Annotated in this window: 22 protein-coding genes; 16 read left to right on the forward strand and 6 right to left on the reverse strand. The window is 73.4% G+C overall.

The window, feature by feature from the left end; all coding sequences use genetic code 11:
• Positions 1-196 precede the first annotated feature (196 nt).
• The 5 genes from ACZ4WV_RS20745 (at position 197) to ACZ4WV_RS20765 (ending at position 5,041) form a co-directional block, all read left to right on the forward strand.
• The gene (locus ACZ4WV_RS20745) at positions 197-682 is read left to right on the forward strand and encodes a DUF1453 domain-containing protein (protein WP_465748731.1); all 486 of its coding nucleotides are present in this window, start codon (positions 197-199) and stop codon (positions 680-682) included.
• Between the two features lie 50 nt (positions 683-732).
• Positions 733-1,893, forward strand: coding sequence for a sensor histidine kinase (locus ACZ4WV_RS20750; protein ID WP_465748733.1), 1,161 nt, complete (start codon positions 733-735; stop codon positions 1,891-1,893).
• A complete protein-coding gene (locus ACZ4WV_RS20755) occupies positions 1,890-2,648 on the forward strand; it encodes a response regulator (RefSeq protein ID WP_465748735.1) in 759 nt (252 codons plus the stop codon). Before ACZ4WV_RS20750 ends, ACZ4WV_RS20755 begins: the two co-directional genes overlap by 4 nt.
• Positions 2,649-2,774: 126 nt before the next feature.
• Positions 2,775-3,368 carry a DUF485 domain-containing protein gene (locus tag ACZ4WV_RS20760; protein WP_465748737.1) on the forward strand — a complete coding sequence of 198 codons (594 nt, stop codon included), beginning with the start codon at positions 2,775-2,777 and terminating at the stop codon, positions 3,366-3,368.
• Complete coding sequence (locus ACZ4WV_RS20765) at positions 3,365-5,041, forward strand: solute symporter family protein (protein ID WP_465748739.1); 1,677 nt, start codon at positions 3,365-3,367, stop codon at positions 5,039-5,041. The genes ACZ4WV_RS20760 and ACZ4WV_RS20765 overlap by 4 nt, the downstream gene beginning before the upstream one ends.
• A 112-nt stretch (positions 5,042-5,153) precedes the next feature.
• Here the strand turns inward: ACZ4WV_RS20765 and ACZ4WV_RS20770 are convergent, their stop codons facing one another.
• A complete protein-coding gene (locus ACZ4WV_RS20770) occupies positions 5,154-5,840 on the reverse strand; it encodes a response regulator (protein WP_465748741.1) in 687 nt (228 codons plus the stop codon).
• Complete coding sequence (locus ACZ4WV_RS20775; RefSeq protein ID WP_465748743.1) at positions 5,837-7,435, reverse strand: ATP-binding protein; 1,599 nt, start codon at positions 7,433-7,435, stop codon at positions 5,837-5,839. Before ACZ4WV_RS20775 ends, ACZ4WV_RS20770 begins: the two co-directional genes overlap by 4 nt.
• A gap of 273 nt (positions 7,436-7,708) precedes the next feature.
• Between ACZ4WV_RS20775 and ACZ4WV_RS20780 the strand changes: the two genes are divergently transcribed.
• From ACZ4WV_RS20780 to ACZ4WV_RS20790, 3 genes are read left to right on the forward strand one after another with little or no spacing between them, the layout of a single operon-like run.
• Positions 7,709-8,533 carry an ABC transporter ATP-binding protein gene (locus ACZ4WV_RS20780; RefSeq protein WP_465748745.1) on the forward strand — a complete coding sequence of 275 codons (825 nt, stop codon included), beginning with the start codon at positions 7,709-7,711 and terminating at the stop codon, positions 8,531-8,533.
• Positions 8,523-9,404, forward strand: coding sequence for an ABC transporter permease (locus tag ACZ4WV_RS20785; protein WP_465748747.1), 882 nt, complete (start codon positions 8,523-8,525; stop codon positions 9,402-9,404). The genes ACZ4WV_RS20780 and ACZ4WV_RS20785 overlap by 11 nt, the downstream gene beginning before the upstream one ends.
• A 39-nt stretch (positions 9,405-9,443) precedes the next feature.
• Complete coding sequence (locus tag ACZ4WV_RS20790; RefSeq protein WP_465748749.1) at positions 9,444-10,517, forward strand: ABC transporter substrate-binding protein; 1,074 nt, start codon at positions 9,444-9,446, stop codon at positions 10,515-10,517.
• A 76-nt stretch (positions 10,518-10,593) separates the two neighbouring features.
• Here ACZ4WV_RS20790 and ACZ4WV_RS20795 read toward each other — a convergent pair whose 3' ends face one another.
• Together ACZ4WV_RS20795 and ACZ4WV_RS20800 are read right to left on the reverse strand one after the other, a co-directional pair.
• Positions 10,594-11,496, reverse strand: a complete 903-nt coding sequence (locus tag ACZ4WV_RS20795) for a sucrase ferredoxin (RefSeq protein WP_465748751.1) — start codon at positions 11,494-11,496, stop codon at positions 10,594-10,596.
• Between the two features lie 94 nt (positions 11,497-11,590).
• Positions 11,591-14,041 carry a DNA gyrase/topoisomerase IV subunit A gene (locus tag ACZ4WV_RS20800; protein WP_465748753.1) on the reverse strand — a complete coding sequence of 817 codons (2,451 nt, stop codon included), beginning with the start codon at positions 14,039-14,041 and terminating at the stop codon, positions 11,591-11,593.
• Positions 14,042-14,368: 327 nt separating this feature from the next.
• On the opposite strand from ACZ4WV_RS20800, the gene ACZ4WV_RS20805 reads away from it, so the two are divergent.
• The 3 genes from ACZ4WV_RS20805 to ACZ4WV_RS20815 all read left to right on the forward strand — a co-directional run bounded on the left by ACZ4WV_RS20805 (position 14,369) and on the right by ACZ4WV_RS20815 (position 18,599).
• On the forward strand, positions 14,369-15,703 hold the full coding sequence (locus tag ACZ4WV_RS20805; protein WP_465748755.1) for a M16 family metallopeptidase: 1,335 nt from the start codon (positions 14,369-14,371) through the stop codon (positions 15,701-15,703).
• On the forward strand, positions 15,700-17,088 hold the full coding sequence (locus ACZ4WV_RS20810) for a M16 family metallopeptidase (RefSeq protein ID WP_465748757.1): 1,389 nt from the start codon (positions 15,700-15,702) through the stop codon (positions 17,086-17,088). Before ACZ4WV_RS20805 ends, ACZ4WV_RS20810 begins: the two co-directional genes overlap by 4 nt.
• Positions 17,089-17,405: 317 nt before the next feature.
• Positions 17,406-18,599, forward strand: coding sequence for an RtcB family protein (locus ACZ4WV_RS20815; RefSeq protein WP_465748759.1), 1,194 nt, complete (start codon positions 17,406-17,408; stop codon positions 18,597-18,599).
• A gap of 63 nt (positions 18,600-18,662) precedes the next feature.
• Here ACZ4WV_RS20815 and ACZ4WV_RS20820 read toward each other — a convergent pair whose 3' ends face one another.
• Positions 18,663-18,944 (reverse strand): HPr family phosphocarrier protein, encoded by a 282-nt coding sequence (locus ACZ4WV_RS20820; RefSeq protein WP_465748761.1) that lies wholly within the window; start codon positions 18,942-18,944, stop codon positions 18,663-18,665.
• 226 nt (positions 18,945-19,170) lie between these two features.
• Here ACZ4WV_RS20820 and ACZ4WV_RS20825 point away from each other — a divergent pair, with 226 nt between their 5' ends.
• The 4 genes from ACZ4WV_RS20825 to ACZ4WV_RS20840 all read left to right on the forward strand — a co-directional run bounded on the left by ACZ4WV_RS20825 (position 19,171) and on the right by ACZ4WV_RS20840 (position 24,664).
• Positions 19,171-22,017, forward strand: coding sequence for a bifunctional acetate--CoA ligase family protein/GNAT family N-acetyltransferase (locus tag ACZ4WV_RS20825; RefSeq protein ID WP_465748763.1), 2,847 nt, complete (start codon positions 19,171-19,173; stop codon positions 22,015-22,017).
• A 94-nt stretch (positions 22,018-22,111) separates the two neighbouring features.
• Entirely contained in the window at positions 22,112-22,711 is a 600-nt protein-coding gene (locus tag ACZ4WV_RS20830) for a DUF5998 family protein (RefSeq protein WP_465748765.1), read from the forward strand.
• Positions 22,712-22,755: 44 nt separating this feature from the next.
• A complete protein-coding gene (locus ACZ4WV_RS20835) occupies positions 22,756-23,943 on the forward strand; it encodes an alkaline phosphatase family protein (RefSeq protein ID WP_465748767.1) in 1,188 nt (395 codons plus the stop codon).
• A gap of 61 nt (positions 23,944-24,004) precedes the next feature.
• Positions 24,005-24,664 carry a thymidine kinase gene (locus ACZ4WV_RS20840; protein WP_465748769.1) on the forward strand — a complete coding sequence of 220 codons (660 nt, stop codon included), beginning with the start codon at positions 24,005-24,007 and terminating at the stop codon, positions 24,662-24,664.
• A gap of 62 nt (positions 24,665-24,726) precedes the next feature.
• Here ACZ4WV_RS20840 and ACZ4WV_RS20845 read toward each other — a convergent pair whose 3' ends face one another.
• Complete coding sequence (locus tag ACZ4WV_RS20845; RefSeq protein WP_465748803.1) at positions 24,727-25,470, reverse strand: VOC family protein; 744 nt, start codon at positions 25,468-25,470, stop codon at positions 24,727-24,729.
• Positions 25,471-25,636: 166 nt separating this feature from the next.
• Between ACZ4WV_RS20845 and ACZ4WV_RS20850 the strand changes: the two genes are divergently transcribed.
• Positions 25,637-26,512 carry a sulfurtransferase gene (locus ACZ4WV_RS20850; protein ID WP_465748772.1) on the forward strand — a complete coding sequence of 292 codons (876 nt, stop codon included), beginning with the start codon at positions 25,637-25,639 and terminating at the stop codon, positions 26,510-26,512.
• The last annotated feature ends 54 nt before the right edge of the window (positions 26,513-26,566 follow it).

Raw genomic sequence — 26,566 nt, forward strand, 5'->3', positions numbered from 1 at the left:
GGGAAACCCTCCCGCCATTACACCCGGATGACTATAGGCCACCGCGCCCCCCCCCCCCCCCCCCCCCCCGTGCCCCCCCCCCCCCCCCGCCGTCGGTTCCACCTCCGGCTCCACCCGCGCTCCGATCAGCGGAAGGCGCCGGATCCGTAGCGTCGGAGAGGTCAGTGACGAGCCTCTCCCCGAGACGGAGAATCCGATGTCTGCCGTAGCCAACCTCCTCGTGATCGCCGCGGTGGTGGTCCTGGTGCTCCAGCGCCAGATGCGCGTCCAACGCCTGGACACCGAGCGCCGCTTCTGGCTGCTGCCGCTCATCCTGGGCGTGCTCGCCCTGCGCGATCCGCAGCTCATCGACCACCAGCACACCGCGCTGTCGGCCGTCCTGCTGGCCGCCGGACTGGTCGCCGTGCTCGCGATGGGCACCGTCTGGGGCTGGACCGTGCGGATCTGGCGGGCCGCGGACGGCGCCCTCCTGGTCAAGGGCACCAAGGCCACCCTGGCCGCCTGGGGCGGGATGATCGCCGTCCGGATCGGAATCTACGGGATCGGCTCCGCCCTGCACGTCCACCAGGCGAGCAGCGCGCTGCTGCTCGGCATGGCGGTCATGCTGCTGGTCCGCTCGCTCGTGGTGAACTGGAGGGCCCGGATGCTGGAGACCGCGCCGACCAGCGCCGTCCTGCACTGACCCCCGCCGTCCTGCACCGACCCACCGCCGTGAGCATCGAGGAGGCACCCGTGGCCGGGTGGTACTGGACCCGCTGGCCGTCCCGCGAGGGGCTGGAGCGCGAGGCCGAGAGCCGGCCGCGGCGGGTCCTCACCGTGCTCGGCCGGACCGTGGTGATGGCCGTCGTCGGCTGGGGGACCTTCTCCGACGACAAGTACACCGGCTGGGCGGCGGCGGTCGCGGCGGCCGGACTGGTCGCGGCCGCCGTGCTCTGCGCGGTCTACCTCCAGGCCAGCAGGGAGCAGCGCCCGACGGCCACCTACCTGCTGACCGGCACCCTGGTCGGCGCCGCCTGGCTGGCCAACTGGGGGCAGGCCTACACGCTCGCCGACCTGCTCTGGATCGGGCTGGCCGTGACGGCCCTGGTGCGCCTGCCGGCCGCGCCCGCACTGCTCGCCGCCGCGACCGCGCTGGGCTCGTACACCGCGGCGAGCTGGGCGGGCTGGCTCAGCATCGCCGCCACCATCGGAGGCGTCACCCTGCTCGGTTTCCTGCTGCGGCTGGACATCGAGGCGCGCGGCACCGCCCGTCGGCTGCTGGCCCAGGAGCGGGCCGCCCGGGCGGCCGAGGCGGAGAGCGCGGCGCTCGCCGAACGGGCCAGGATCGCCCGGGAGATCCACGACGTGCTCGCCCACAGCCTCTCCGCCCAGCTGGTCCACCTGGAGGCGGCACGGCTGATGCTGGACGCCGGGACGGACCGTGAGCAGGTCCGCGAACGGGTCGTCGCCGCCCGGCGGATGGCGCAGGACGGGCTGGCCGAGACCAGGCAGGCGCTGTCCGCGCTGCGCGGGGAGCTGACCCCGGTCGGGGAGTTCCTGGTGGAGCTGACCGGGCGCGAGCGGGCCGCGTTCACCGTCACCGGCACGCCCCGGCCGCTGGCCGCCGAGGCAGGCCTCGCCGTGCGGCGCACCGCGCAGGAGGCGGTGACCAACGTCCGCAAGCACGCGCCGGGCGCCCGGTGCGCCGTCGAACTGCGCTACCTGGAGGGGGAGGTGGAGCTGGAGGTGCGCAACACCCGGGCGCCGCGCGGTGAGTCCGCCGGGGAACTGGCCGACAGCGGCAGCGGGTACGGTCTGCTCGGGATGCGCGAACGCGCGGAACTGCTCGGCGGCACCCTGCTGGCGGGCCCGGAGGACGGAGGGTGGCGCGTGGTGCTGCGGGTGCCGGCATGACCGGAGCGGTCGGTGCGGTCACCAGGGTGCTGGTGGCGGATGACCAGACGGTGGTCCGCGAGGGCATCGTGATGCTGCTGGGACTGCTGCCCGGCATCGAGGTGGTCGGCGCGGCGGCCGACGGGGAGGAGGCCGTCACCCTGGTGGAGCGCCATCACCCGGACGTGGTGCTGATGGACCTGCGGATGCCGCGGGTGGACGGAGTCGAGGCGACCCGGCGGATCCGGGCCGCCCATCCGGAGACCGAGGTGGTGGTGCTCACCACGTACGCCGACGACGACTCGCTGTTCCCGGCGCTGCAGGCGGGGGCGCGCGGCTACCTCACCAAGGACGCCGGCGGCGAGGAGATCGCCAAGGCCATCGCGGACGTCCGGGCGGGTGCGGCCGGGCTCTCCCCGCAGGTCCAACTCCGCTTGCTGAAAAGGCTTTCGGAGGAGCCCGCCCAACCCGCGCAGTCCGCCCAGCCCGCCCAACCCGCGCAGCCCGCCCATCCCGCACAGGCCGCTGCCCGACCCACCGCCCGCTCCGCGGCCCGGCCCGGGGAACTGCCGGACGGGCTGACCGTGCGGGAGGCCGAGGTGCTCGCGCTGATCGCCGAGGGGCTCTCCAACGCCGAGATCGCCCAGCGGTTGTTCGTCAGCCAGGCCACCGTGAAGACCCACATCAACAACCTGTTCGCCAAGACCGCGGTGCGGGACCGGGCACAGGCCGTCGCGTACGCCTTCCGGCACGGAATCACCGGAACGCAGCAGTAGTGGGATGAGTGACCGTCGGATCATCGACCACCTCATCGAGTGAAGGTATCCGCGATGGTCAGGGACGGTGTTCGGCGGCCACCATGATGAATCGGGTCAGAACCGTCCGCCGGCCCAGGAGCAGCAGTGCCACAGCAGCAGACGAGCAGTCCCGGCCAGGGGCAGCGATTCGACTGGTGGGCCGCTCCGGCCGCCGCGACCGCGCCCGAGCCGGCCGCCGAACCCCGCCGAGCGGCGGTACCGGTCCAGCCGCGGCAGGCCCGTACCGCCCCCGTCCGGCCGGCGGACGACGTGCCCGAGCCGTTGACCGCGCCCGTCGTGCCGGCCGCCGCTCCGGCCGTCGTACCGGCTCCGCCGGGCGAGCCGCAGGGGCTGGAGCCGGTCCCGGCGCCGCAGCGCACCACCGACAGCAGCGAGGTCTACCGGACCGTCCAGGCCAGCACGGCCTTCCAGGACATCCGCCACAGCTACCGGGCGTTCGTCTTCCCGGTCAGCGGCGGCTTCCTCGGCTGGTACCTGATGTACGTCGCCGCCGAGGCCGTCGCCCCCGGCGTGATGCGCGGCCGGATCGCCGGCCCGCTCAACGTGGCCTGGCTGCTCGGCCTGCTGCAGTTCGCCAGCACCTTCCTGCTCACCTGGCTCTACGCCCGCAACGCCCGGACCAAGCGCGACCGCGCCGCCCTCGGCCTGCGCTGGGACACCCAGGACCAGCTGCGATGACGGCCCTGACGAACGCGGTGACCACCGCCACCCCGCCGCCTGTCGCCGCCACCGGCGACCACCACGACCTGGCGATCGTGCTGTTCGCCGTCATCGTCCTGGTCACCCTCGGCATCACCCTCTGGGTCGGCCGCCAGGGCAACGCCGCCGAGGACTTCTACGCCGGCGGCCGGGACTTCACCCCGCTGCAGAACGGCTTCGCGCTCTCCGGCGACTACCTGTCCGCCGCCTCCTTCCTCGGTGTCGCCGGGCTGATCGCCCTGTACGGCTACGACGGCGTGCTCTACAGCATCGGCTTCCTGGTCGCCTGGCTGGTCGTGCTGATGCTGGTCGCCGAACTCGTCCGCAACGCCGGGCGCTACACCCTCGCCGACGTGCTCGCGCTGCGGCTGCGCCGCTCCAGGGTGCGCGCGGCGGCCGGCGGCGCCAGCGTCGTGGTCACCCTGCTCTACCTGGTCGCCCAGATGGTCGGCGCCGGCTCGCTGGTCGCCCTGCTGCTCGGCACCAACAGCGCCCTGGCCCGGACCTGGACCATCATCGCCGTCGGCGCCCTGATGATCGTCTACGTCACGGTCGGCGGGATGCGGGCCACCACCTGGATCCAGATCGTCAAGGCCTTCCTGCTGATCGCCGGCTCCGTCCTGCTCACCGTGCTGCTGGTAGTCCGCTTCCACGGCGACCTGTTCGAGCTGATGCGCCAGGCCGCCGAGCACAGCGGCGCCGGGCGCCGCTACCTCGAACCGGGCCTGAAGTACGGCGCCACCTTCACCAGCCGGCTCGACTTCTTCAGCCTCGGCCTGGCCCTGGTGCTGGGCACCGCCGGCCTGCCGCACATCCTGTCCCGCTTCTACACGGTGCCCACCGCCCGGGCCGCCCGCCGCTCCACGATGTGGGCGATCGGCCTGGTCGGCGGGTTCTACCTGATGGCCATCGCGCTCGGCCTCGGCGCCACCGCGCTGGTCGGCTCGGCCGAGGTGCGGCACGCCAACCCGGCCGGGAACACCGCCGTTCCGCTGCTCGCCCTGGTGCTCGGCGGTGGCAACGGCAGCACCGGCGGGGTGGTGCTGTTCGCGCTGATCTCGGCGATCGCCTTCGCCACCATCCTCGCCGTGGTCGCCGGGCTGACCCTGGCCTCCTCGGCGGCCTTCGCCCACGACATCTGGGCCGGCGCCTGGCACGGGCGCTCCCGCCGCGGCCGTGCGGCCGAAACCGTGGCGAAGCCCAGCGAGCAGCAGGAGGTGGTGGTCGCCCGGTTCGCCGCCGCCGGGATCGGCGCGGCAGCGATCGCGATCAGCCTCTTCGCCCAGCAGCTGAACGTCGCCTTCCTGGTCGGTCTGGCCTTCGCGGTGGCCGCCTCCTCCAACCTGCCGGTGCTGATGTACAGCCTGTTCTGGTCGCGGTTCACCGCCCGGGGCGCGGTCTGGTCGGTGTACGGCGGGCTCGTCCCGGCGATCGCGCTGGTGGTCTTCTCGCCCGTGGTCTCCGGCTCCAAGGTGGCGCTGTTCCCCGGCGTCGACTTCCACTGGTTCCCGCTGGAGAACCCCGGCATCGTCTCCATCCCGCTCGGCTTCCTGGCCGGCTGGATCGGGACGCTCACCTCGGCCGAGCCCGCCGACGCGGACCGCTTCGCCGAGCTGGAGGTGCGTGCCCTCACCGGTGCGGGCGCAGCCTAGGTTCGTCCTGAGCGCTGTGCCCGGGGAACCCCGGCGGGCCTGGGGCCGCCGGGGTTCCCCCCTGTCCGCGCCAGGTCCGCGCCGAGTCCGCTCCGGGGTCGTGCGCCGGCCGCTACGCCCTGGCGGCCAGGCCGTAGCGGTGCTCCGGGCGGCCGGTGTCGCCGTAGCGCAGGGTCAGCCGCAGCCGGCTGTCCCGCTCCAGCTGCTTGAGGTAGCGCTGCGCCGTGGAGCGGCTGAGGCCGGTGGCGTCGGCCACCTCCTGGGCGGACAGCGGCCGGGCGGCCCGGCGCAGCACGCCGAGCACCAGATCGGTGGTCGGCGCCGAGTGACCCTTGGGCAGCGGTCCGGCGGTGGCGGAGGCGCTGCGCAGGGTCGCGAACAGCCGGTCCACCTCGTCCTGGCCGGCCTCCCGGGCCGGTGCGGCCAGCGCGTGCCGCAACTGGGCGTAGGAGGTGAGCTTCTCCCGCAGGCCGGCGAAGGTGAACGGCTTGACCAGGTACTGCAGGGCGCCGTGCTGCATCGCGGCGTGCACCGTGGAGACGTCCCGGGCCGCGGTCACCATCATCACGTCGCAGGCCACCTGCCGGTCCCGCAGCCGCCGGACCAGCGCGAGGCCGGTCTCGTCCGGCAGGTGGTGGTCGAGCAGCAGCAGATCCACCGGGCGGCGCTCCAGGGCGGCCAGCGCCTCCCCGGCGGAGTGGGCGGTGCCGGTCACCCGGAAGCCCGGCACCTTGGCCACGTACGCGGCGTGCACGTCCGCGACCCGGAAGTCGTCGTCCACCACGAGTACGTCGATCATCGGGCCTCCACGAGCTGAGCGGTGAGCAGGGCCTCGGGCAGCTCGACGGTGAACCGGGCGCCGCCGAGCGGGCCGGTGTCGAGCACGACCCGGCCGCCGGTCCGTTCGACCAGCCGCCGCACCATCGCCAGGCCCAGCCCGCGCGGGCGGTGCGCGGGCGCGTCCTTGCTGGTCCACCCCTCCTCGAAGACCTGCTCGCGCAGCTCCTCCGGCACCCCCGGGCCGCTGTCCGCGACCTGCAGCAGCAGGGTGGAGCCGGCTGCCGCCAGCGTCACCTCGGCGCTGCCGCCCCCGCCGGGTGCCATGGCGTCCACTGCGTTGTCGATCAGGTTGCCGAGCACCGTCACCAGCGCCCGGGCGTCCACCACCGCGTCCGGCAGGTGGGCCGCCGGGGCCAGCGCCAGCCGCACCCCGCGCTCGGCGGCGACCGCCGTCTTGCCCGCCAGCAGGGCCGCCACGTGCGGATCCCGGACCTGTTCGGCGATCCCGGCGGCGACCACGGCGTGCGAGCCGGACTGCTCGGAGATGAAGGCCACCGCCTGTTCGTGGTGGCCGAGCTCCAGCAGGCCGAGCAGGGTGTGCATCCGGTTGGCGTGTTCGTGGTCCTGGGCGCGCAGCGCCTCGGTCAGGCTGCGGGTGGTGTCCAGTTCGCGGACCAGCGACTCCAGCTCGGTGCGGTCGCGCAGCGTGACCACGGCGCCGTCGTCGGCGGTGTTCATCCGGTTCACCACCAGCACCCGGTCGTCCCGGACGGCGGGCAGGTCGGCGCCGGTGATCCGGCCGGTCAGCACGTCGGTCAGCCGGCCCGGTGGCAGCACCTCGGTGATCGGACGGCCGGTGCAGTCCTCGGGCAGGCCGAGCAGCCGCACGGCCTCGTCGTTGGCCAGCCGGATCCGGCCGCGTTCGTCCAGCGCCACCATGCCCTCGCGGATGCCGTGCAGCATCGCCTCGCGTTCGATCAGCAGCGCGGAGATGTCGGCGAGGGCGATGTTGTGGGTGCGGCGCTTGAGCCGGCGGGCCAGGGCGAGGGTGGCGACGGTGCCCGCGGCCAGGCCGGCGCCGGCGCACAGCAGGATGCCGGTGAGCATCTTCAGCAGCCGCCGGCGGATCGAGTCGTCGCTGATGCCGACGGACACCTCGCCGACGATCCGGCCGTCGGCCGTGCGCAGCGGCACCTTGCCCCGGGCGGTGCGGCCCAGGGTGCCCTGCTGGATGGCGGTGACGCTGCGGCCGTTGAGGGCTGGCTCCGGGTCGGTGCTGACCCGGTGGCCGATCCGGACCGGGTCGGTGTGCGAGAGGCGGATCCCGTCCAGGTCGGTGACCACCACGAAGCTGGCGCCGGTGGCCAGCCGGATCTGCTCGGCGTTGCGCTGGGCGGTCACCGCGTCGCGGGTGGCGGCGGCCCGGGCGATGGTCTCGTCGGTGGCGGTGGCCTGGGCGATGGACAGCGCACGCTGCATCGCGTCGTGGTCCAGCTCGCTGCTGACCGGGGCCAGGAACAGCCCGGCGGTCACCGCGGTGACCCCGACGGTGACGACCGTCTGGCTCAGCAGCAGTTGGGCGAAGACCCGGCGGGGCCAGTGGGGGAGCTTCATCCGGGCCTCCTCTCGGCGGCTGAGGTGGTGCGGGGCGGTGCGGGGCGGTCCGGGGGTGCCGGTTCGACGGGGTGGTGCGGGATGGTGCGGGCCGGGGGTTGGGACACCCTATGTTTCCGCCGTGTTTCTGTCACCGCGTCCCCGCAGTTGTAGCGGAAGCAAAACGAGCAGAACACCCCTCAACGCGGAGAACCCGCACTACGCGGAGAAGGCTCCCGGGACGGCCGGGCCCGCTCCTACCTTTCGGGGGCAAGCACAGACCCGGGAGGATCAATGACCAGTACCCCGGCGATCGAGCTGACCGGCGCGACGAAACGCTTCCGCACCCCCTCAGGGGCCCTGCACACCGCCGTCCGCGATCTCGATCTGACCGTCGCCCAGGGCGAGTTCGTCGCCGTCGTCGGCCCCACCGGCTGCGGCAAGTCCACCACGCTGACTCTGGTCAGCGGTCTCGAGGAGCCCACCGAGGGCGAGGTGCGGGTGCACGGCGAGCCCGTGCGCGGGATCGACCCCCGGGTCGGGTTCGTCTTCCAGCAGGACGCCGTCTTCCCGTGGCGCACCGTGCTCTCCAACGTCATGGCCGGGCCGCGCTTCCGCGGTGTGCCCGCCGCCGAGGCCAGGGAGCGCGCCCGGGACTGGCTGGGCCGGGTCGGCCTGGCCGCCTTCGAGGACCGCTACCCGCACCAGCTGTCCGGCGGCATGCGCAAGCGGGTCGCGCTCGCCCAGACCTTCGTCAACGACCCGGCGATCCTGCTGATGGACGAGCCGTTCTCGGCGCTGGACGTGCAGACCCGCGCCCTGATGTCCGACCAGCTGCTGGAGCTGTGGGCCGGGAGCGGTTCCTCCGAGAACGCGGCCTCGGTCGTCTTCGTCACCCACGACCTGGACGAGGCCATCGCGCTCGCCGACCGGGTCGTGGTGATGACCGCCGGGCCGGCCACCGTCAAGGAGGTGTTCACCGTCGACCTGCCGCGACCGCGCACCGTGGAGGCCGTCCGGCTGGAACCGAGGTTCGTCGAGCTGTACCGCGAGATCTGGGCCTCGCTCGGCGAAGAGGTACGGATCACCCGGGAGAGAGGAGCGGGTCGTGCCGCTTGAGACCGCGTCCGAGACCGCGTCGGCGCCGGCGGGAAAGCCCGCGGCCGCCACGACGAGAACCGAGGCCCGCGAACGGGCCGCCCGGAACCGGAAGTTGGGCGTCTACGGAGCCCGGGTCGGGGTGCTGGTCGCCTTCCTCGGCCTGTGGGAGGTCTGCGCCCGGACGAACGTCATCGACCCGTTCAACTTCTCGCAGCCGTCGAGGATCTGGGACCAGACCTGGCAGTGGATCAGCCACGGCACCGCCCAGGGCTCGCTCGGCGAGCAGATCGGCTACACCCTGTACGAGGCCCTCACCGGCTGGGTGCTGGGCGTCATCGGCGGTGTGCTGCTGGGCATCGCGCTCGGCCGGATCCGCTTCCTGGCCGATGTGTTCGGACCGTACATCAAGGTGCTCAACGCCATCCCGCGGATCGTGCTCGCCCCGATCTTCCTGATCTGGTTCGGCCTCGGCCCGGCGTCGAAGGTCGCCTCCGCAGTGGTGCTGGTGTTCTTCCCGGTGTTCTTCAACGCCTTCCAGGGCGCCCGCGAGGTGGACCGCAACCTCGTCGCCAACGCCCGCATCCTCGGCGCCGACAACCGCAAGGTCACCCTGCAGGTGGTCATCCCCGCCGCCACCACCTGGATCTTCACCAGCCTGCACGTCAGCTTCGGCTTCGCACTGATCGGCGCGATCGTCGGCGAGTACATCGGCGCCACCAAGGGCCTCGGCCTGATGGTCGCCGCCGCCCAGGGCACCTTCAACGCGGCCGGGGTGTACGCGGCCATGAGCATCCTCGCCGTCGTCGCGCTGGTGACCGAGGGACTGCTGACCTTCGCCGAGAAGAAGCTGTTCCGCTGGAAGCCCGCGGACGCGGGCGACGGCCGCTGAACTCCCCCCGCCCGTAAGAAGAGAGAGGCTCCCCCAGCCATGCGCCCGAACTCGACGAACAGAGTCGCCGCCGCCACCCTCGTCGCCGCCCTGCTCCTCCCGCTCTCCGCCTGCGCCAACGACGCCGCCACCGCCACCCACGGCGCCGCCGCCCCGGCCGGCCGGCAGGTCGACGGGCCCAAGGTCAAGATCATGGTCGGTGGCCTGGACAAGGTCATCTACCTGCCCGCGATGCTCACCCAGCGGCTCGGCTACTTCGCCGACGCCGGCGTCAACGTCGAGCTGATGAGCGAGCCGGCCGGCGTCAACGCCACCACCGCGCTGCTGGCCGGCGACGTCCAGGGCGCCGTCGGCTTCTACGACCACACCATCGACCTCCAGGCCAAGGGCAAGCACGTCGAATCCGTGGTGCAGTTCGCCCAGGCCCCCGGCGAGGTCGAGCTCGTCTCCGCCAAGCAGGCCGACGCCGTCAAGTCCGCCGCCGACTTCAAGGGCAAGAAGCTCGGCGTCACCAGCATCGGCTCCTCCACCGACTTCCTCACCAAGTACCTCGCGGTCAAGAACGGCACCGCCGTCAGCGAGTTCAGCCCGATCGCGGTCGGCGCCGGACAGACCTTCATCGCCGCGCTCCAGCAGGGCAGCATCGACGCCGGGATGACCACCGACCCGACCGTCGCCAACGTCCTCGACAAGGGCCTCGGGAAGATCCTCTACGACATGCGCACCCCCGAGGGCTCGCGCCAGGCGCTCGGCGGCCTCTACCCGTCGTCCTCGCTGTACATGAACACCGACTGGGTGGAGAAGAACAGGGACACCACCCAGAAGCTGGCCGACGCCTTCGTGAAGACCCTCGCGTGGATGTCCACTCACACCCCGGAGGAGATCGCCGCCAAGATGCCCGCCGACTACGCGCAGGGCGGCGCCGAGCAGTACGCGGCGGCGATCAAGGCGACCCTGCCGATGTTCACCACCGACGGGGTGATGCCGGCCGACGGGCCCCGGACGGTGCTCGCGGTTCTCGCCGCCTTCCACCCGGACGTCATGGGCAAGGAGGGGACGATCGACCTCTCCCGTACCTACACCACCGAGTTCGTCGGCAAGGCCACCGGCTGAGAGCCCTTTCCCTCCGCAGCCGCGGTCCCGCGCTCACCCCCACGGGCGCGGGGCCGCCGTGCGCCCCGTGCGGCCGCTACAGGCCCCGCACGGACAGCACGTCCATCCGCGACGGCGTCCCCGCCGCCTTGCCACAGCTCTCCGGGCGCGGCGGCTCGCTCACCGTCTCGATCACGTCGACCTCCCAGGCCCGGCCGTCCCGGTGCATGACCCGCACCAGCCAGCGGCCCTCGCCGTCCGGCCGCTGGGTCAGCGTCAGCACGTCCACGCCGGTCTCGCCGGTCGCCAGCCGCACCGCGTGCTCGGCCGCCTGGCCCGGACGCTCCCAGCCCGAACAGCCCCGCGCCCACTCCGGCACCATCCGCCCGGCCGCCGTCGCGGCCAGCACCTCCTTGGCGCTCTCCGCCGTCAGTCGCCCGTACGCGTAGCCGTACGGCAGCACCAGCATGGTGGGGGAGAAGCGGTGCCCGCCCAGGTGGGTCACCTCCCAGACCTCGCTGTGCCCGGCCGCCGCCAGCTCCGCCGCGAGCGGGCGGCCCAGCAGCGCGCAGCAGCGGTCCCGCCGCCCGTTGGTGCACACCATGGCCAGCGGGCCGCCGACGTGCTCCACCCCGAAACCCGTGTGGTCCCCGGCGCCCAGCGCCGCGAAGTCCAGTTCCAGCAGTTCTGCGGGGTCCGCCACCTGTGACCGGCGCACCCAGCCGCGCCCCGGCACGGTGTGCGCCACCACCACCTCGTGCCGCGCCGTCGGCAGGCAGTCCGCGTGCCGGCCCGGCCGCCGGATCAGCGCCACCCGCACCCCGGTGCCCGCCGCGGCCGCGTCCAGCGCCCGGCCCACGGCCGCGTCCAGGTGGCTCTCACCCAGCGCCTTCGCGCCCCACGGGCCGTTCTGCTCCAGCAGCAGCCAGGTGGCCGCCACCGCGGCCGTGGCGGTCAGCGGCTCCGAAAGTTCACGCGACACGGTCGCACAGGTGCTCACCCGGGCAAGGCTACCCTCAGCGGTCCGGCCCGGCCCGGGTGCGCCGGAGGGCGGGGAGCCCGCAGGCACCCCGCCCTCCGCACCGGTCGCGCTCTCACGCGGGGCCGGCCACCACCGCGATCGGAGTGGTCACCGGGGTGCCCGAGCCGTCGCGGCGCGGGTCGCGCTCCGGCAGGTCGACCGGGGCGCCCTTGGCGGTGGCGGCCCGGGCCGGGGCGGCACCCGCCCAGGCGAACGCCAGGCCGTCCTCGCCGCGCAGAAAACGCTGGCAGCGGACGCCGCCGGTGGCGCGACCCTTGCGCGGGTACTGCTCGAACGGGGTGACCTTCCAGCTGGTCTGCTCCTCGCCGGACAGCGTCCCCGAGGTGCCCGCCACCGAGACCACCACGGCGTCCGCGGCCGGGTCCACCGCCGTGAAGGACAGCACCCGGGCACCGTCCGACAGCTTGATGCCCGCCATGCCACCCGCCGGGCGGCCCTGCGGACGGACCTGGCCCGCCGGGTAGCGCAGCAGTTGGGCGTCCGAGGTGATGAAGACCAAGTCCTCCTCGCCGGTGCGCAGTTCGACCGCGCCCACCAGCTCGTCACCCTCCTTGAGGGCGATCACCTCGAACTCGTCCTTGTTCGCCGGCCACTCCGGCACCACCCGCTTCACCACGCCCTGCACGGTGCCCAGCGCCAAGCCGGGCGAGGACTCGTCCAGCGTCGTCAGCCCGAGCACCCGCTCGCCGGCCTCCAGCCGCAGGAACTCGCCCACCGGCGCACCGCCCGCGAGCGTCGGCGACGGCGTCGGCGGCAGGGCCGGCAGGTCGATCACTGGCAGTCGCAGCACCCGCCCCGCCGAGGTCACCACACCCACGTCCGCGCGCGCCGTCGCGTGCACCGCCGAGACGATCACATCGTGCTTGGAACGCTTCTCCGACACCTCGAACGGCTCGCCGTCGGCCGTCCGCGCCAGCAGCCCCGTCGAGGACAGCAGCACCCGGCACGGGTCGTCCGCCACCTCCAGCGGCACCGCCAGGGCCGCCGCCGGCGCGGCGCCCGCCTCCAGCAGGACCGTTCGCCGCTCCGTCCCGAACTGCTTGGACACCGCGCCCAGTTCGGACGACACCACGCTGCGCAGCTTGGTGTCCGAGTCCAGGATCTCGGTCAGCTCCGCGATCTCCGTGGTCAGCTTCTGCTTCTCCTGCTCCAGCTCCACCCGGTCGAACCGGGTCAGCCGCCGCAGCGGGGTGTCCAGGATGTAGCCGGTCTGCGTCTCCGACAGCGAGAAGCGCTCCATCAGGCGCTCCTTCGCCTGCTGGGCATTGTCACTCGACCGGATGATCGCGATGACCTCGTCGATGTCGACGAGCGCCACCAGCAGACCCTCGACCAGGTGCAGCCGCTCCTCGCGCTTGCGCCGACGGAAGTCGCTGCGCCGGCGCACCACGGTGAAGCGGTGGTCGACGTAGACCTCCAGCAGCTCCTTCAGCCCCAGCGTCAGCGGCTGGCCGTCCACCAGCGCCACGTTGTTGATGCCGAAGGTCTCCTCCATCGGCGTCAGCTTGTACAGCTGCTCCAGCAGCGCCTCCGGCACGAAGCCGTTCTTCACCTCGATCACCAGCCGCAAGCCGTGCTCGCGGTCGGTCAGGTCCTTGACGTCCGCGACTCCCTGCAGCTTCTTCGCGTTGACCAGGTCCTTGATCTTCGAGATGACCTTCTCGGGGCCGACGTTGTACGGCAGCTCGGTGACCACGATGCCCTTGCGGCGGGCCGTCACCGCCTCCACCGTCGCCGTCGCCCGGATCTTGAAGGTGCCGCGGCCCGACTCGTACGCGTCCCGGATCCCCGACAGGCCCACGATCCGCCCGCCGGTCGGCAGGTCCGGGCCGGGCACGAACCGCATCAGCGTGTCCAGGTCCGCGTTCGGGTGCTTGATCAGGTGCCGGGCCGCCGCCACCACCTCGGACAGGTTGTGCGGCGGCATGTTCGTCGCCATGCCCACCGCGATGCCCGTCGCGCCGTTCACCAGCAGGTTCGGGAACGCGGCCGGCAGCGCCAACGGCTCCTGCTCGCTGCCGTCGTAGTTCGGGCCGAAGTCGACGGTGTCCTCGTGGATCGACTCCACCATCGCCATCGACGCCGCCGTCAGCCGCGACTCGGTGTAGCGCATCGCCGCCGGCGGGTCGTCGTTGCCCAGCGAACCGAAGTTGCCGTGCCCGTCGATCAGCGGCAGCCGCATCGAGAACGGCTGCGCCATGCGCACCACCGAGTCGTAGATCGACGCGTCACCGTGCGGGTGCAGCCGGCCCATCACCTCGCCCACCACGCGGGCGCACTTCACGTGCGCGCGGTCCGGGCGCAGGCCCATCTCGTTGGCCTGGTACAGGATCCGGCGGTGCACCGGCTTCAGACCGTCCCGCGCGTCGGGCAGCGCACGCGAGTAGATCACCGAGTAGGCGTACTCCAGGAAGGAGCCCTGCATCTCGTCCACGACGTCGACGTCGAGGATGCGCTCCTCGAAGTCTCCGGGCGGCGGGGTCTGCGAACTGCGGCGGGCCATCGCGGCGGGGCTCCCTTACGTGTCGCTGGCTGTGTCGTCGGTCGGTCGGTCATCGGCCGTCGGTCGGTCATCGGCGGTCTGTCGACGGGACGGGACGGCCTTCACCGTCCCGTCCGCCGCCCTGCCTCCGGACCCGTCAACGGGGCGCCGTCAACAGGGCACGGCGCCCCCATTGTGGACCCTCCCGCCGACACTCCCGGTCAGCGGCCCTCTTCCGCCCCTGGCGAACGCCCCGTCCGCGCGGACACGAACACGCCCTCCGCGCGTTGCACCACAATGGGGACGCCACACGAACCCCGACATCGACGACGGGAAGGACCCGAGCGCATGGCCAACCCGGCCCCCGCCTCCAGCCGAGGCATCGCCATCACCGAGCACCGCCTGGCCAACGGCCTGCGCGTCGTCCTCTCCGAGGACCACCTCACCCCGGTCGCCGCGGTCTGCCTCTGGTACGACGTGGGCTCCCGCCACGAGGTCAAGGGCCGCACCGGCCTCGCCCACCTCTTCGAGCACCTGATGTTCCAGGGCTCCGCCAACGTCTCCAACAACGGGCACTTCGAGCTCGTCCAGGGCGCCGGCGGCTCGCTCAACGGCACCACCAGTTTCGAGCGCACCAACTACTTCGAGACCATGCCCGCCCACCAGCTGGAGCTCGCCCTCTGGCTCGAGGCCGACCGCATGGGCTCGCTGCTCGCCGCCCTCGACGAGACGTCCATGGAGAACCAGCGCGACGTCGTCAAGAACGAGCGCCGCCAGCGCTACGACAACGTCCCGTACGGCACCGCCTTCGAGAAGCTCACCGCGCTCTCCTTCCCGGACGGCCACCCGTACCACCACACCCCGATCGGCTCGATGGCCGACCTGGACGCGGCCACCCTGGAGGACGCCCGCGCGTTCTTCCGCACCTACTACGCGCCCAACAACGCCGTGCTGTCCGTCGTCGGCGACATCGACCCGGAGCAGACCATCGCCTGGGTCGAGAAGTACTTCGGCTCGATCCCCGCCCACGACGGCAAGCAGCCCCCGCGCTCCGGTGAACTCCCCGACACCATCGGCCGCGAACTGCGCGAGGAGATCCACGAGGACGTCCCCTCCCGCGCCCTGATGGCCGCCTACCGCCTGCCGCACGACGGCACCCGGGAGGCCGACGCCGCCGACCTCGCGCTCACCATCCTCGGCAGCGGCGAGTCCAGCCGCCTCTACAACCGGCTCGTGCGCCGCGACCGCACCGCCGTCGCCGCCGGCTTCGGCCTGCTCCGCCTGGCCGGCGCCCCCAGCCTCGGCTGGCTCGACGTCAAGACCTCCGGTGACGCCACCATCGCGCAGATTGAGGCCGCCGTGGACGAGGAACTCGCCCGCTTCGCCGCGGAGGGCCCCACTCCCGAGGAGCTCGAGCGCGCCCAGGCCCAGATCGAGCGCGAATGGCTCGACCGCCTCACCACCGTCGCCGGCCGCGCCGACGAACTCTGCCGCTACGCCGTCCTGTTCGGCGACCCCAAGCTGCTGAACGACGCCCTCCCCAAGGTCCTCGACGTCACCGCCGAAGAGGTCCAGGCCGTCGCCAAGGCCCGGCTCCACCCCGACAACCGGGCCGTCCTCGTCTACGAGCCGACCGCCGCCGCTTCCGACGCCGCTTCCGAAGAGGAGGGTGCCGCCGCATGAGCACCGACTACGTCCCCGCGATGACCTTCCACCCCCAGCCCCAGCCCGGCACCCCCAGCCCCTGGGCCTTCCCGGCCCCCGAGCGCTCCGCCCTCGGCAACGGGATCACCGTGCTGCACTGCCACCGGCCCGGCCAGCAGCTGGTCGCCGTCGAGGTGCTCCTCGACGCCCCGCTCGCCGCCGAACCCGAGGGCCTCGACGGCATCGCCGCCATCCTCGCCCGGGCGTTCAGCGAGGGCACCGACACCCTCACCGCCGAGGAGTTCGCCGCCGAACTCGAGCGCGCCGGTGCCACCCTGGACGCCCACGCCGACCACCCGTGCATCCGGGTCTCCCTGGAGGTCCCCGCCTCCCGGCTCCAGCGCGGCCTCACCCTGCTCGCCGACGCCCTGCGCGCCCCCGCCCTGCCCGCCGAGGAGATCGAGCGGCTCGTCGCCAACCGGCTGGACGAGATCGTCCACGAGCAGGCCAACCCCGCCCGGCGCGCCGCCAAGGCCCTCTACGCCGAGCTGTTCGATGCCGCCGACCGCCTCTCCCGGCCCCGCAGCGGCACCGCCGACACCGTCAAGTCGATCGACCGCGCCGCCGTCAAGGCCTTCTACGAGGCCCACGTGCGCCCGGCCACCAGCACCGTCGTCGTGGTCGGCGACCTCACCGGCGTCGAGCTGCCCGCCCTGCTGGAGAGCACCCTCGGCACCTGGACGGGCTCCGCCGCCGAGCCCTCCGCGCACGCTCCCGTCACCGCCGACGACCGCGGCCGCGTCGTGATCGTCGACCGCCCCGGCTCGGTGCAGACCCAGCTGCTCATCGGCCGGATCGGGCCGGACCGGCACGACCCGGTCTGGGCCGCCCAGATCCTCGGGACGTACTGCCTGGGTGGCACCCTCACCTCCCGGCTCGACCGGGTGCTGCGCGAGGAGAAGGGCTACACCTACGGTGTGCGCGCCTTCGCCCAGCCGCTGCGCTCCGCCGCCGACGGCCGCGGGCGCTCGCTGCTGGCCATCAGCGGCTCGGTGGACACCGCCTCCACCGCCCCGGCGCTCGCCGACACCTGGACCATCCTGCGCACCCTCGCCGCCGAGGGTCTCACCGACGCCGAGCGGGACGAGGCCGTGCAGTTCCTGGTCGGCGTCGCGCCGCTGAAGTACGAGACCGCGGGCTCGGTCGCCGGCACCCTGGCCGACCAGGTCGAGCAGCAGCTCCCCGACGACTACCAGGCGGAGGTCTACCGGCAGCTCGCCGAACTGCCCACCGCCGCGGCCACCGAGGCCGTGGTCGCGGCCTTCCCGCCGGACCGCCTGGTCACCGTCCTGGTCGGTGACGCCGCCGCGGTCGAGGCCGACGTGCGGGCGCTGGGGATCGGCGAGGTCACCGTCGTCAGCTGAGTCCTGCCGCCGTTTCCGTCCGGCCCGGTGGAGCGCCCGCTCCACCGGGCCGGCGCGTTTCTAAATCCCTTGCGGGCCCGGCCCGCTCCGTGGATAGATGTTCCCCGACGCACACCACGTGCGAACTGCGACGGACGAAGGGAGGCGGTCACCATGCGGGTCGAGCGAACCATACGACGCTCCCCGAGGCCGTCCCTCCCCTGTTCCGCGCCGGCTGCCTGAGCGCACCCGCCCCGAACTTCCCCGAGCCGCGCCGGGATCCGTTTCGCGTGGCGATCCCCTTCCCGAACCACCCGACCTCTGGAGGTCGTTCGATCATGACGTACACCGAGGTGCCCGGAATCCGGGTCCCGATCCGGATGTGGACCGATCCGGCGACGGTCGAGGGCCAGGCCATGCAGCAGCTGCGCAACATCAGCTCCCTGCCGTGGCTGCACGGTCTCGCCGTGATGCCCGATGTCCACCTGGGCAAGGGCGCGACCGTCGGCTCCGTCATCGCCATGAAGGGCGCGGTCTGCCCGGCGGCCGTCGGCGTCGACATCGGCTGCGGGATGAGCGCGGTGAAGACCTCCCTCACCGCCGAGGACCTCCCGGACGACCTGTCCCGCCTGCGGTCCAAGATCGAGCAGGCGATCCCGGTCGGCCGAGGCCTGCACAGCGACCCGGTCGACCCGGCGAAGCTGCACGGCTTCCGGACGGCGGGCTGGGACGACTTCTGGCAGCGCTTCGACGGGGTGGCGCAGGAGGTCAAGTGGCGCCGTGAGCGGGCGATGCAGCAGATGGGGACGCTCGGCTCGGGCAACCACTTCTGCGAGGTGTGCGTCGACGACACCGGCGCGGTCTGGCTGATGCTGCACTCCGGGTCCCGCAACATCGGCAAGGAGCTGGCGGAGCACCACATGGGCGTCGCCCGCTCGCTGCCGCACAACCAGGGCCTGGTCGACCAGGACCTGGCCGTCTTCATCGCGGACACCCCGCAGATGGCCGCCTACCGTCAGGACCTGTTCTGGGCGCAGGAGTACGCCAAGAACAACCGCGCCCTGATGATGGCGCTCCTCCAGGACGTCGTCCGCCGTCAGTTCGCCAAGGCGAAGGTCACCTTCGACGAGGTGATCAGCTGCCACCACAACTACGTGGCGGAGGAGTCCTACGACGGCGTCGACCTGCTCGTCACGCGCAAGGGCGCGATCCGGGCGGGCTCCGGCGACTACGGGATCATCCCGGGTTCGATGGGGACGGGCTCCTACATCGTCCGCGGCCTCGGCAACGAGGCGGCGTTCAACTCCGCCTCGCACGGCGCCGGCCGGAAGATGAGCCGCAACGCCGCGAAGAAGCGGTTCACCACCCGGGACCTGGCCGAGCAGACCCACGGCGTGGAGTGCCGCAAGGACAGCGGCGTCGTGGACGAGATCCCGGGCGCGTACAAGAACATCGAGAAGGTCATCGAGCAGCAGAAGGACCTGGTCGAGGTGGTCGCGCACCTCAAGCAGGTGGTCTGCGTGAAGGGCTGATCACAGCGATCGGGGGTGCCGGCCACGGTGTGGCGGCACCCCCGATCGGGCGGCTGCGCAGGCTCAGGCCGCGGCCGGCAGCTCGTCGAGGCCTTCGGCGACGAGCTTGGCGAGGCGGTCGAGGGCCCCGTCGGCGTCGGGGGCGTCGGAGGCGAGGACGACCTCGTCGCCGCCCTGGGCGCCCAGGGCGAGGAGGCCGAGCATGGAGGCGGCGTTGACGGGGTTGCCGCCCGGCTTGGCGATGGTGATCGGCACGCCGGTGGCCGTGACGGCCCGGACGAAGACGGAGGCGGGACGGGCGTGCAGGCCCTCGGCCCAACCGATGGTGACGCGGCGCTCGGCCATGAGACGTGCCTTTCCGGTGAAGCTGGTCACGGCCGTGCTCGGGGAGCGGGGGAAACGACCGTGTTGTCTAGACCAGTGTCGCACGCAGGCAACCCCTCGGAGCCGCCGCGTTCAGGAGTTGTGATTGTTTCTTTTCGGGGCATAAGGCCCGGCCAGTGGCCCCGTCCACCCTGCCGCGAGCACGCGACCGGCGCCATTCGGCCCGCCGCCGGATAACCTGACGAATGTGGACGACCCCACGGTGGCGAACCCCGAGCAGACCGGCTATCCGCAGCACTGGGAGGCCGACGTCCTGCTGCGCGACGGAGGTACGGCCCGGATCCGGCCCATCACCCCCGACGACGCCGGGCGGCTGGTGGAGTTCTACGAGCAGGTCTCGGACCAGTCCAAGTACTTCCGCTTCTTCGCCCCCTACCCGCGGCTGTCCGACAAGGACGTCCGCCGCTTCACCCACCACGACTTCGTGAACCGGGTCGGCCTCGCCGTGGTGGTCCGGGACCACTTCATCGCCACCGTCCGCTACGACCGGATCGACGCCGAGGGCCGCCCCTCCGAGCAGGGGACGGACGCCGAGGTCGCCTTCCTGGTCCAGGACGCCCACCAGGGCCGCGGCGTCGCCTCCGCCCTGCTGGAGCACATCGCGGCCGTCGCCCAGGAGCGCGGCATCCGCCGTTTCCAGGCCGAGGTGCTGCCCGAGAACCGCAAGATGGTGAAGGTCTTCACCGACGCTGGCTACACCCAGCGCCGCAGCTTCGCCGACGGCGTCGTGCACCTGGAATTCGACCTCGAACAGACCGACCGCTCGCTCGCGGTGATGCGCGCCCGCGAGCACCGCGCCGAGGCCCGCTCCGTCCAGCGCCTGCTCAACCCGCGGTCGGTGGCCGTGGTCGGGGTCTCCCGCAACCCGCAGACCGTCGGCCGGGCCATCCTGCGCGACCTGCTGGGCGGCTTCGGCACCGAGTTCCGGAGCCGGTACGAGCCCGGCGGCGAGCCGCGCGCCGTGTACGCGGTGAACCGCAACGCCCCGCCCGGCACCGAGCTGGACGGCGTACCGGTGCACCGTTCGGTGCTGGACGTCCCCGGGCCGGTCGACCTCGCGGTGATCACCGTCCCGGAGAGCGCCGTCCCGGCGGCCGTCGCCGAGTGCGGCGCCCACGGGGTGCAGGGCCTGGTGGTGGTCACCGCCGGCTACGCCGAGACCGGCCCCGAGGGGCGGGACCGGCAGCGCGCCCTGGTCCGCCAGGCCCGGGCGGCCGGCATGCGGGTGGTCGGCCCGAACGCCTTCGGCCTCATCAACACCGACCCCGAACGCCCGCTGAACGCCTCGCTCGCCCCGCACCTGTCCGATCGCGGCGGCTTCGGGATCTTCTGCCAGTCCGGGGCGATCGGCGTCGCCCTGCTGGAGGCCGCCCACAAGCGCGGACTCGGCGTCTCCTCCTTCGCCTCGGTCGGCAACCGCGCCGACGTCTCCGGCAACGACTTCCTCCAGTACTGGGCCGAGGACGAGGCCACCGAGGTGGTGCTGCTCTACCTGGAGTCCTTCGGCAACCCCCGCAAGTTCACCCGGATCGCCCGCCGCCTGGCCGCCGCCAAGCCGGTGGTCGTGGTCAAGGGCGCCCGGCACACCGGCAGCCTGCCGCCCGGCCACGCCGTCCCCACCACCGCCACCGGCCTGCGCGACGCCACCGTGGACGCGCTGTTCGAACAGGCCGGCGTGATCAGGGTGGCGACCATCACCGATCTCTTCGACACCGGGGAACTGCTCGCCCAGCAGCCGCTGCCGCCGGGCGACCGGATCGCCGTGGTCGGCAACTCCGACTCGCTCGGCCTGCTCACCTACGACGCCTGCCTGAGCGCCGGCCTGCGCCCGCGCACGCCCGTCGACCTCACCACCGCCGCGACCGGCGAGAACTTCCGGATCGCCCTGGACGTCGCGCTCAGCGACCCCGCCGTGGACGCCGTGATCGCCGTCGCCATTCCGCCGATCGGCACCGCCGCGCACGCCTTCACGGGCGGCCGGCTGACCGGCCCGGACGACCCCGAGCTCGGCTCGGACGACCCGGAGATCGCCACCGGCCTGCTCGAAGCGGGCGCCCGCGCCCGCGAGTTGGGCAAGCCCCTGGTGCTGGCACACCTGGCCCTGACCGACCTGCCGGCCCGGTTGCGCCCCGGCGGCATCCCGGCCTACGCCGCCCCCGAGCGCGCCGTGCACGCCCTCGCCCACGCCGTGCACTACGCCCAGTGGCGCAGCCGCACCGCCGAGGCGGAGGAGACGGCGCGCGTTCCCGAGCTGGACCGGATCGACGAGCCCGGTGCCCGCGCCCTGGTGGAGGCGGCGCTGAGCACCCGCGCCGCGACCGCCGCGCGCACCCAGCCCGGTGGCGCCCGGATCACGCTGTCCGAGACCGACGCCCAGGTGCTGCTGGCCCGCTACGGCATCGACGTCTCCCCGGCGCTGCCCGCCCCGGACGAGGAGAGCGCCGTCCGGGCCGCCGAGCGGCTCGGCTACCCGGTCGCCCTGAAGGCGACCGCCCCGCACCTGCGCCACCGCCCCGACCTGGGCAGCGTCCGCCTGGACCTGACCGGCGAGCCGGGCCTGCGCCGCGCCCACCGCGAGCTGGACGCCCTGCTCGGCGGCGCGGCCGGCGCCCAGCTGGTGGTGCAGCGGATGGCCGCGCGCGGCGTGGACACCGTGATCGGCGCCACGGTGGACCCGGCCGTGGGCGCGATCCTCTCCTTCGGACTGGCCGGCGCCCCGGCCGAACTGCTGGGCGACGTGGCCCACCGGCTGGTGCCGGCCACCGACCAGGACGTCGCGAGCCTGATCCGGGAGGTGAGGGCTGCGCCACTGCTGTTCGGCTGGCGGGGGGCCGAGGCGGTGGACACCGCGGCCCTGGAGGAACTGCTGCTGCGGGTGTCGCAGCTCGTGGACGACGTGCCGGAGATCGCCTCGGTGGACCTCGAACCGGTGGTCGTCGCTCCGCACGGACTGGCGATCCTGGGGGCGCGGGTGAGGGTCGCGCCCCTGCCCGTCCGCAGCGATCTGGGCCCGCGCGCGATGAGCACGCTGTAACCTTCCTTGGTTGCGCCTGCCCGTGGGCGCGCTGATGTCCGAAGCTCGGCGCCGCGCCGCCCGCTTCGTCGGCGGACCATGCCAGGATGGAGTTATGGCGAAGACCGGTACCACCACCACTCAGGACCTGCGCTCGGCGATCGAGCGCAGCGGCTACTACCCGGCCCTGGTGTCCGAGGCGGTGGAGGCCGCGGTGGGCCCGGAGCCGATCAGCTCGTACCTGGTCCACCAGGAGACGACCTTCGACTCCAACGAGGTGCGCCGTCACGTGACGGTGCTGGTGCTGACTCCGACCCGATTCGTGGTGAGCCACACCGACGAGCAGTCGGGCGACGCGGGCAGCCCCGCCGTGCCGTTCGCGACGACGTCGACGGAGAGCGTCCGGCTGGACCGGATCGGCTCGGTCGTGCTGAGCCGGATGGTCGCCAACCCGGAGACGTACACCCCGGGGACGCTGCCCCGCGAGGTGGTGCTGACGATCGGGTGGGGCGCGGTGCAGCGCCTCGACCTGGAGCCGGCCGGCTGCTCGGACCCGAACTGTGAGGCCGACCACGGCTACACCGGTTCGGCGACGGCCGACGACCTCTCGCTGCGGGTGAGTGAGGCCGGCGACGGCCCGGAGACGGTGGCCCAGGCGCTGCTGTTCGCCCGGGCGCTGTCCGACGCGACGATCAACAACGGCCCGCGGGGTTGACCCCGGCCGAGTCCGCCGCTTCCGACCGCTACGAATCCGGTTCCATGTCCTTCGCACCCTCCGACGGCTACGACGCCTTCGAGATCCTCGACCCGGCCGCCGCCCCCGCGCCCCCGTACGGCAGCGGCTCGCTCTGCGACCTGCTGCCCTCGGTGGCGGCGGGTCTGGGCGTCCCGGGGTTCACCGCGACGCTGCCGATCGCCCCGGCCGACCGGGCGGTGGTGTTCCTGGTCGACGGCCTCGGCTGGGAGCTGCTGCTGCGCCACCCCGAGTACGCGCCGTTCCTGTCCTCGCTGGCGGGCAGCTCGCTGGGCGGCTCCGGCCGTCCGCTGACCGCGGGCTTCCCCTCCACCACCGCCACCTCGCTGGCCTCGGTCGGCACCGGCACCCCGCCGGGCCTGCACGGACTGGCCGGGTACACGGTGGCGGTGCCGGGCGCGGACTACCTGATGAACCAGCTGCGCTGGCAGCCGCACACCGACCCGCAGGTCTGGCAGCCGTACCCGACGGTCTTCGAACTCACCGAGCGGGCCGGCGTGGCGACCGCCCAAGTGTCCTCCCCGCTGTTCGCTCAGACCCCGCTGACCAGGGTGGCGCTCTCCGGCGGGACCTTCCTCGGCCGCACCACGGGCGAGGAGCGGATGGACCTGGCCGCCGCCTGGCTGGCCGAGCACGACCGGGCGCTGGTGTACACCTACGTCAGCGAGCTGGACGGCGCGGGCCACCGCTTCGGCGTGGACTCCGACGAGTGGCGGATGACGCTGGACGCGGTGGACCGGCTGGCCCGCCGTCTGGCCGAGCAGTTGCCGCCGCGCTCGGTGATGTACGTGACCGCGGACCACGGCATGATCGACATTGCGCCGGAGGACCGGATCGACTTCGACGAGGACTGGGAGCTCGGCGCCGGTGTCGCCCTGCTCGGCGGCGAGGGCCGGGCCCGGCACGTGTACGCCGTACCGGGCGCCGCGGCCGACGTGCACGCCGTCTGGAGCGAGGTGCTGGGAGACCGGATGTGGGTGGCCACCCGGGACCAGGCGATCGCGGCGGGCTGGTTCGGCCCGACCGTGGACGAGCGGGTGTACCGGCGGATCGGCGACGTGGTCGCTGCGGCCCGCGACGACATCGCCATCACCGCCTCCCGGAACGAGCCCGGGGAGTCCGCGATGATCGGCCTGCACGGCTCGATGACCCCGGTCGAGCAGTTCGTGCCGCTGCTCGAACTCCGCGCCTGAGTCGGACCGTTGACCTGTCTGCGCCCGAAACCCCTTGACGTGAAAGGCCTTTGCTCCACCCATGGCTGAACTGGTGTTCTTCTCGGGCACGATGGACTGCGGCAAGTCGACGCTGGCACTGCAGATGGACCACAACCACACCGCGCGCGGTCGCCAGGGCGTCATCCTGACCCGCAACGACCGTGCGGGTGCGGCGACCATCTCCAGCCGCCTGGGTCTGCGCGCCGAGGCGGTCGAGGTGACGGACGACTTCGACTTCCATGCGCACGTGGTGCAGCGGCTCTCGGCGGGCGGCCGGGTGGACTACCTGATCTGCGACGAGGCGCAGTTCTTCGCCACCGAGCAGGTCGACCAACTGGCCCGGGTGGTGGACGAGCTGGGCATCGACGTCTTCACCTTCGGCATCGCCACCGACTTCCGCACCCGGCTGTTCCCGGGTTCGCAGCGGCTCATCGAGCTGGCCGACCGGGTGGAGGTTCTCCAGGTCGAGGCCCTGTGCTGGTGCGGCGCGCGGGCGACCCACAACGCCCGGACGGTCGGCGGGGTGATGGTGGTCGAGGGCGCCCAGGTGGTGATCGGCGACATCTCGGTGAAGGAGGACGAGGTCGGCTACGAGGTGCTGTGCCGTCGGCACCACCGCCGCCGGTTGACCGCCGCGACCGCCCGGGCGTCGGTGCTCTCCCCGGACGTGCTGCCCTTCGAGGACCAGCCGCACCTCTGAAGCCGCACTTCTGAAGCCGCACCGCCGCACCACCGACTGCGTACCACCGTCCCGCCGCACCGCTAAGGGCTGACCTCCAGGACGGAGAAGTGCCCGCCCTGCGGGTCGGCCAGCCGGGCGGCCCGGCCGCGGACGGTCTCGTGCGGTTCGACCAGGACGCGGCCGCCGAGCTCGACGGTGTGACGAGCGGTCAGGGCCACATCGCGGACGGCGAAGTGGGTGCGCCAGCGCGGCGGGTGGCCGCGCAGGTCGGCGCGGTGGCGGATGCCCGCGACCGGGCGCCCGCGCACCAGCAGCGCGGACTCGCCCTCGGCGGCCCGGACCGGGCGGTCGAGCACGGCGGCGTAGAAGACCGCGGCGCCGTCCGCGTCCGGGGTGAGCAGCTCGGCCCAGGCGGGGCCGCCCGGTTTCGTCCCGGCCTCCCGGCCGAGGTGCTCCTCGCCCTGCCAGAGGCCGAAGACGGCGCCGGAGACGTCCGAGGCGATCGCCATCCGCCCGGCGCGCTCGGCCTGCAGCGGCCCGACGGCGACGGTGCCGCCGCACTCGCGCACCAGCTGGGTGGTGCGGTCGGCGTCGTCCACGGCGAAGTAGGTGGTCCACTGCACCGGGAAGCCGGTGGCGGTGGAGACACCCAGGCCTGCGACGGGCTCCCCGTCGAGCTCGGCCCGGACGTACGCGCCGAGTTGGCCCGGCCCGGGGGTGTACGTCCAGCCGAGCAGTTCGCCGTAGAAGGCGCGGGCGCCGGGCAGGTCGTCGGTCAGCAGGCTGACCCAGCAGGGCGTGCCCTGGGCCAGTCGGAGTTCCACCGCGGGCAATGCGGGCCTCCTCGTGGGTGCTTGACGCACGGAGATCCTCGCGTGCGAGGGTGATGCTTCCACTCTGGCGCGCGCCCAACCCTCGGGCCGCGCGGAAAATCCGGCAAAGAGCGCACAAAGAGCCGTGGTTCGGGCGTGTTGCGCGACAATGACCGGCATGACCATCCACAACGACGGTTCCCCGCTGATCTCCGCGGCCGAGCTGCGGGAGGCGCTCGCCTCCGCGCGCCCGCCGGTGCTGCTGGACGTGCGCTACCAACTGGTCGGTGCCGCACCGGGCGGCCCGACCGCGGCCGAGGAGTACCGGGCGGGGCACCTGCCCGGTGCCCACTTCGTCGAGCTGGACCGGGATCTCGCGGCCCCGCCCGGCGCCCCCGGTCGGGGCGGACGCCACCCGCTGCCGGACGTGGAGGAGTTCGGCGCCGCGATGCGCGGCTTCGGGGTGAGCGCCGGTCGCCCGGTCGTGGTGTACGACGGTGCGGCGTCGATGGCCGCGGCCCGGGCCTGGTGGCTGCTGCGCTGGGCGGGGCACCGGGAGGTCCGGGTGCTGGACGGCGGCTTCGCGGCCTGGCAGGCGGCCGGGCTGCCGGTGACGGCGGAGCCGCCGGAGCCGGTGGAGGGCGACTTCAAGCCCGCGCCGGGCCGGCTGCCGACGGTGGACGCGGACGGGGCCGCGGCCTGGGCGCGCGACGGTCTGCTGCTGGACGCCCGGTCGGGGGAGCGCTACCGGGGCGAGACCGAGCCGGTGGACCCGCGGGCCGGGCACATCCCGGGCGCGGTGTCGGCGCCGACCACCGAGAACGTGCGCCCGGACGGGCGGTTCCGCCCGGCGGCCGAACTGGCGGCGCGGTTCCGGGCGCTGGGCGCGGGAGAGCGGAAGACCGCGGTGTACTGCGGCTCGGGCGTGACGGCGGCGCACCAGATCCTGGCGCTGGAGGTGGCGGGCCTGGACGCCACGCTGTACCCGGGCTCGTGGAGCGAGTGGTCGAGCGACGGGGACCGCCCGGTGGCGGTGACCGACCAGCCCGGCTGATCCGGACAGGACACGTCGAAGGGGCGGGAGGCCAGGCCTCCCGCCCCTTCGACG

Source organism: Kitasatospora sp. NPDC029312 (assembly GCF_055569215.1).

What these genes read in the sequence shown, in the direction of transcription:
- ACZ4WV_RS20815 (WP_465748759.1), top strand. Translation starts at nt 17,406, where the DNA reads ATGACGTACACCGAGGTGCCCGGAATCCGGGTCCCGATCCGGATGTGG.
- ACZ4WV_RS20820 (WP_465748761.1), bottom strand. Translation starts at nt 18,944, where the DNA reads ATGGCCGAGCGCCGCGTCACCATCGGTTGGGCCGAGGGCCTGCACGCC.
- ACZ4WV_RS20840 (WP_465748769.1), top strand. Translation starts at nt 24,005, where the DNA reads ATGGCTGAACTGGTGTTCTTCTCGGGCACGATGGACTGCGGCAAGTCG.
- ACZ4WV_RS20850 (WP_465748772.1), top strand. Translation starts at nt 25,637, where the DNA reads ATGACCATCCACAACGACGGTTCCCCGCTGATCTCCGCGGCCGAGCTG.
- ACZ4WV_RS20800 (WP_465748753.1), bottom strand. Translation starts at nt 14,041, where the DNA reads ATGGCCCGCCGCAGTTCGCAGACCCCGCCGCCCGGAGACTTCGAGGAG.
- ACZ4WV_RS20755 (WP_465748735.1), top strand. Translation starts at nt 1,890, where the DNA reads ATGACCGGAGCGGTCGGTGCGGTCACCAGGGTGCTGGTGGCGGATGAC.
- ACZ4WV_RS20830 (WP_465748765.1), top strand. Translation starts at nt 22,112, where the DNA reads ATGGCGAAGACCGGTACCACCACCACTCAGGACCTGCGCTCGGCGATC.
- ACZ4WV_RS20780 (WP_465748745.1), top strand. Translation starts at nt 7,709, where the DNA reads ATGACCAGTACCCCGGCGATCGAGCTGACCGGCGCGACGAAACGCTTC.
- ACZ4WV_RS20790 (WP_465748749.1), top strand. Translation starts at nt 9,444, where the DNA reads ATGCGCCCGAACTCGACGAACAGAGTCGCCGCCGCCACCCTCGTCGCC.
- ACZ4WV_RS20835 (WP_465748767.1), top strand. Translation starts at nt 22,756, where the DNA reads ATGTCCTTCGCACCCTCCGACGGCTACGACGCCTTCGAGATCCTCGAC.
- ACZ4WV_RS20805 (WP_465748755.1), top strand. Translation starts at nt 14,369, where the DNA reads ATGGCCAACCCGGCCCCCGCCTCCAGCCGAGGCATCGCCATCACCGAG.
- ACZ4WV_RS20775 (WP_465748743.1), bottom strand. Translation starts at nt 7,435, where the DNA reads ATGAAGCTCCCCCACTGGCCCCGCCGGGTCTTCGCCCAACTGCTGCTG.
- ACZ4WV_RS20745 (WP_465748731.1), top strand. Translation starts at nt 197, where the DNA reads ATGTCTGCCGTAGCCAACCTCCTCGTGATCGCCGCGGTGGTGGTCCTG.
- ACZ4WV_RS20770 (WP_465748741.1), bottom strand. Translation starts at nt 5,840, where the DNA reads ATGATCGACGTACTCGTGGTGGACGACGACTTCCGGGTCGCGGACGTG.
- ACZ4WV_RS20810 (WP_465748757.1), top strand. Translation starts at nt 15,700, where the DNA reads ATGAGCACCGACTACGTCCCCGCGATGACCTTCCACCCCCAGCCCCAG.
- ACZ4WV_RS20765 (WP_465748739.1), top strand. Translation starts at nt 3,365, where the DNA reads ATGACGGCCCTGACGAACGCGGTGACCACCGCCACCCCGCCGCCTGTC.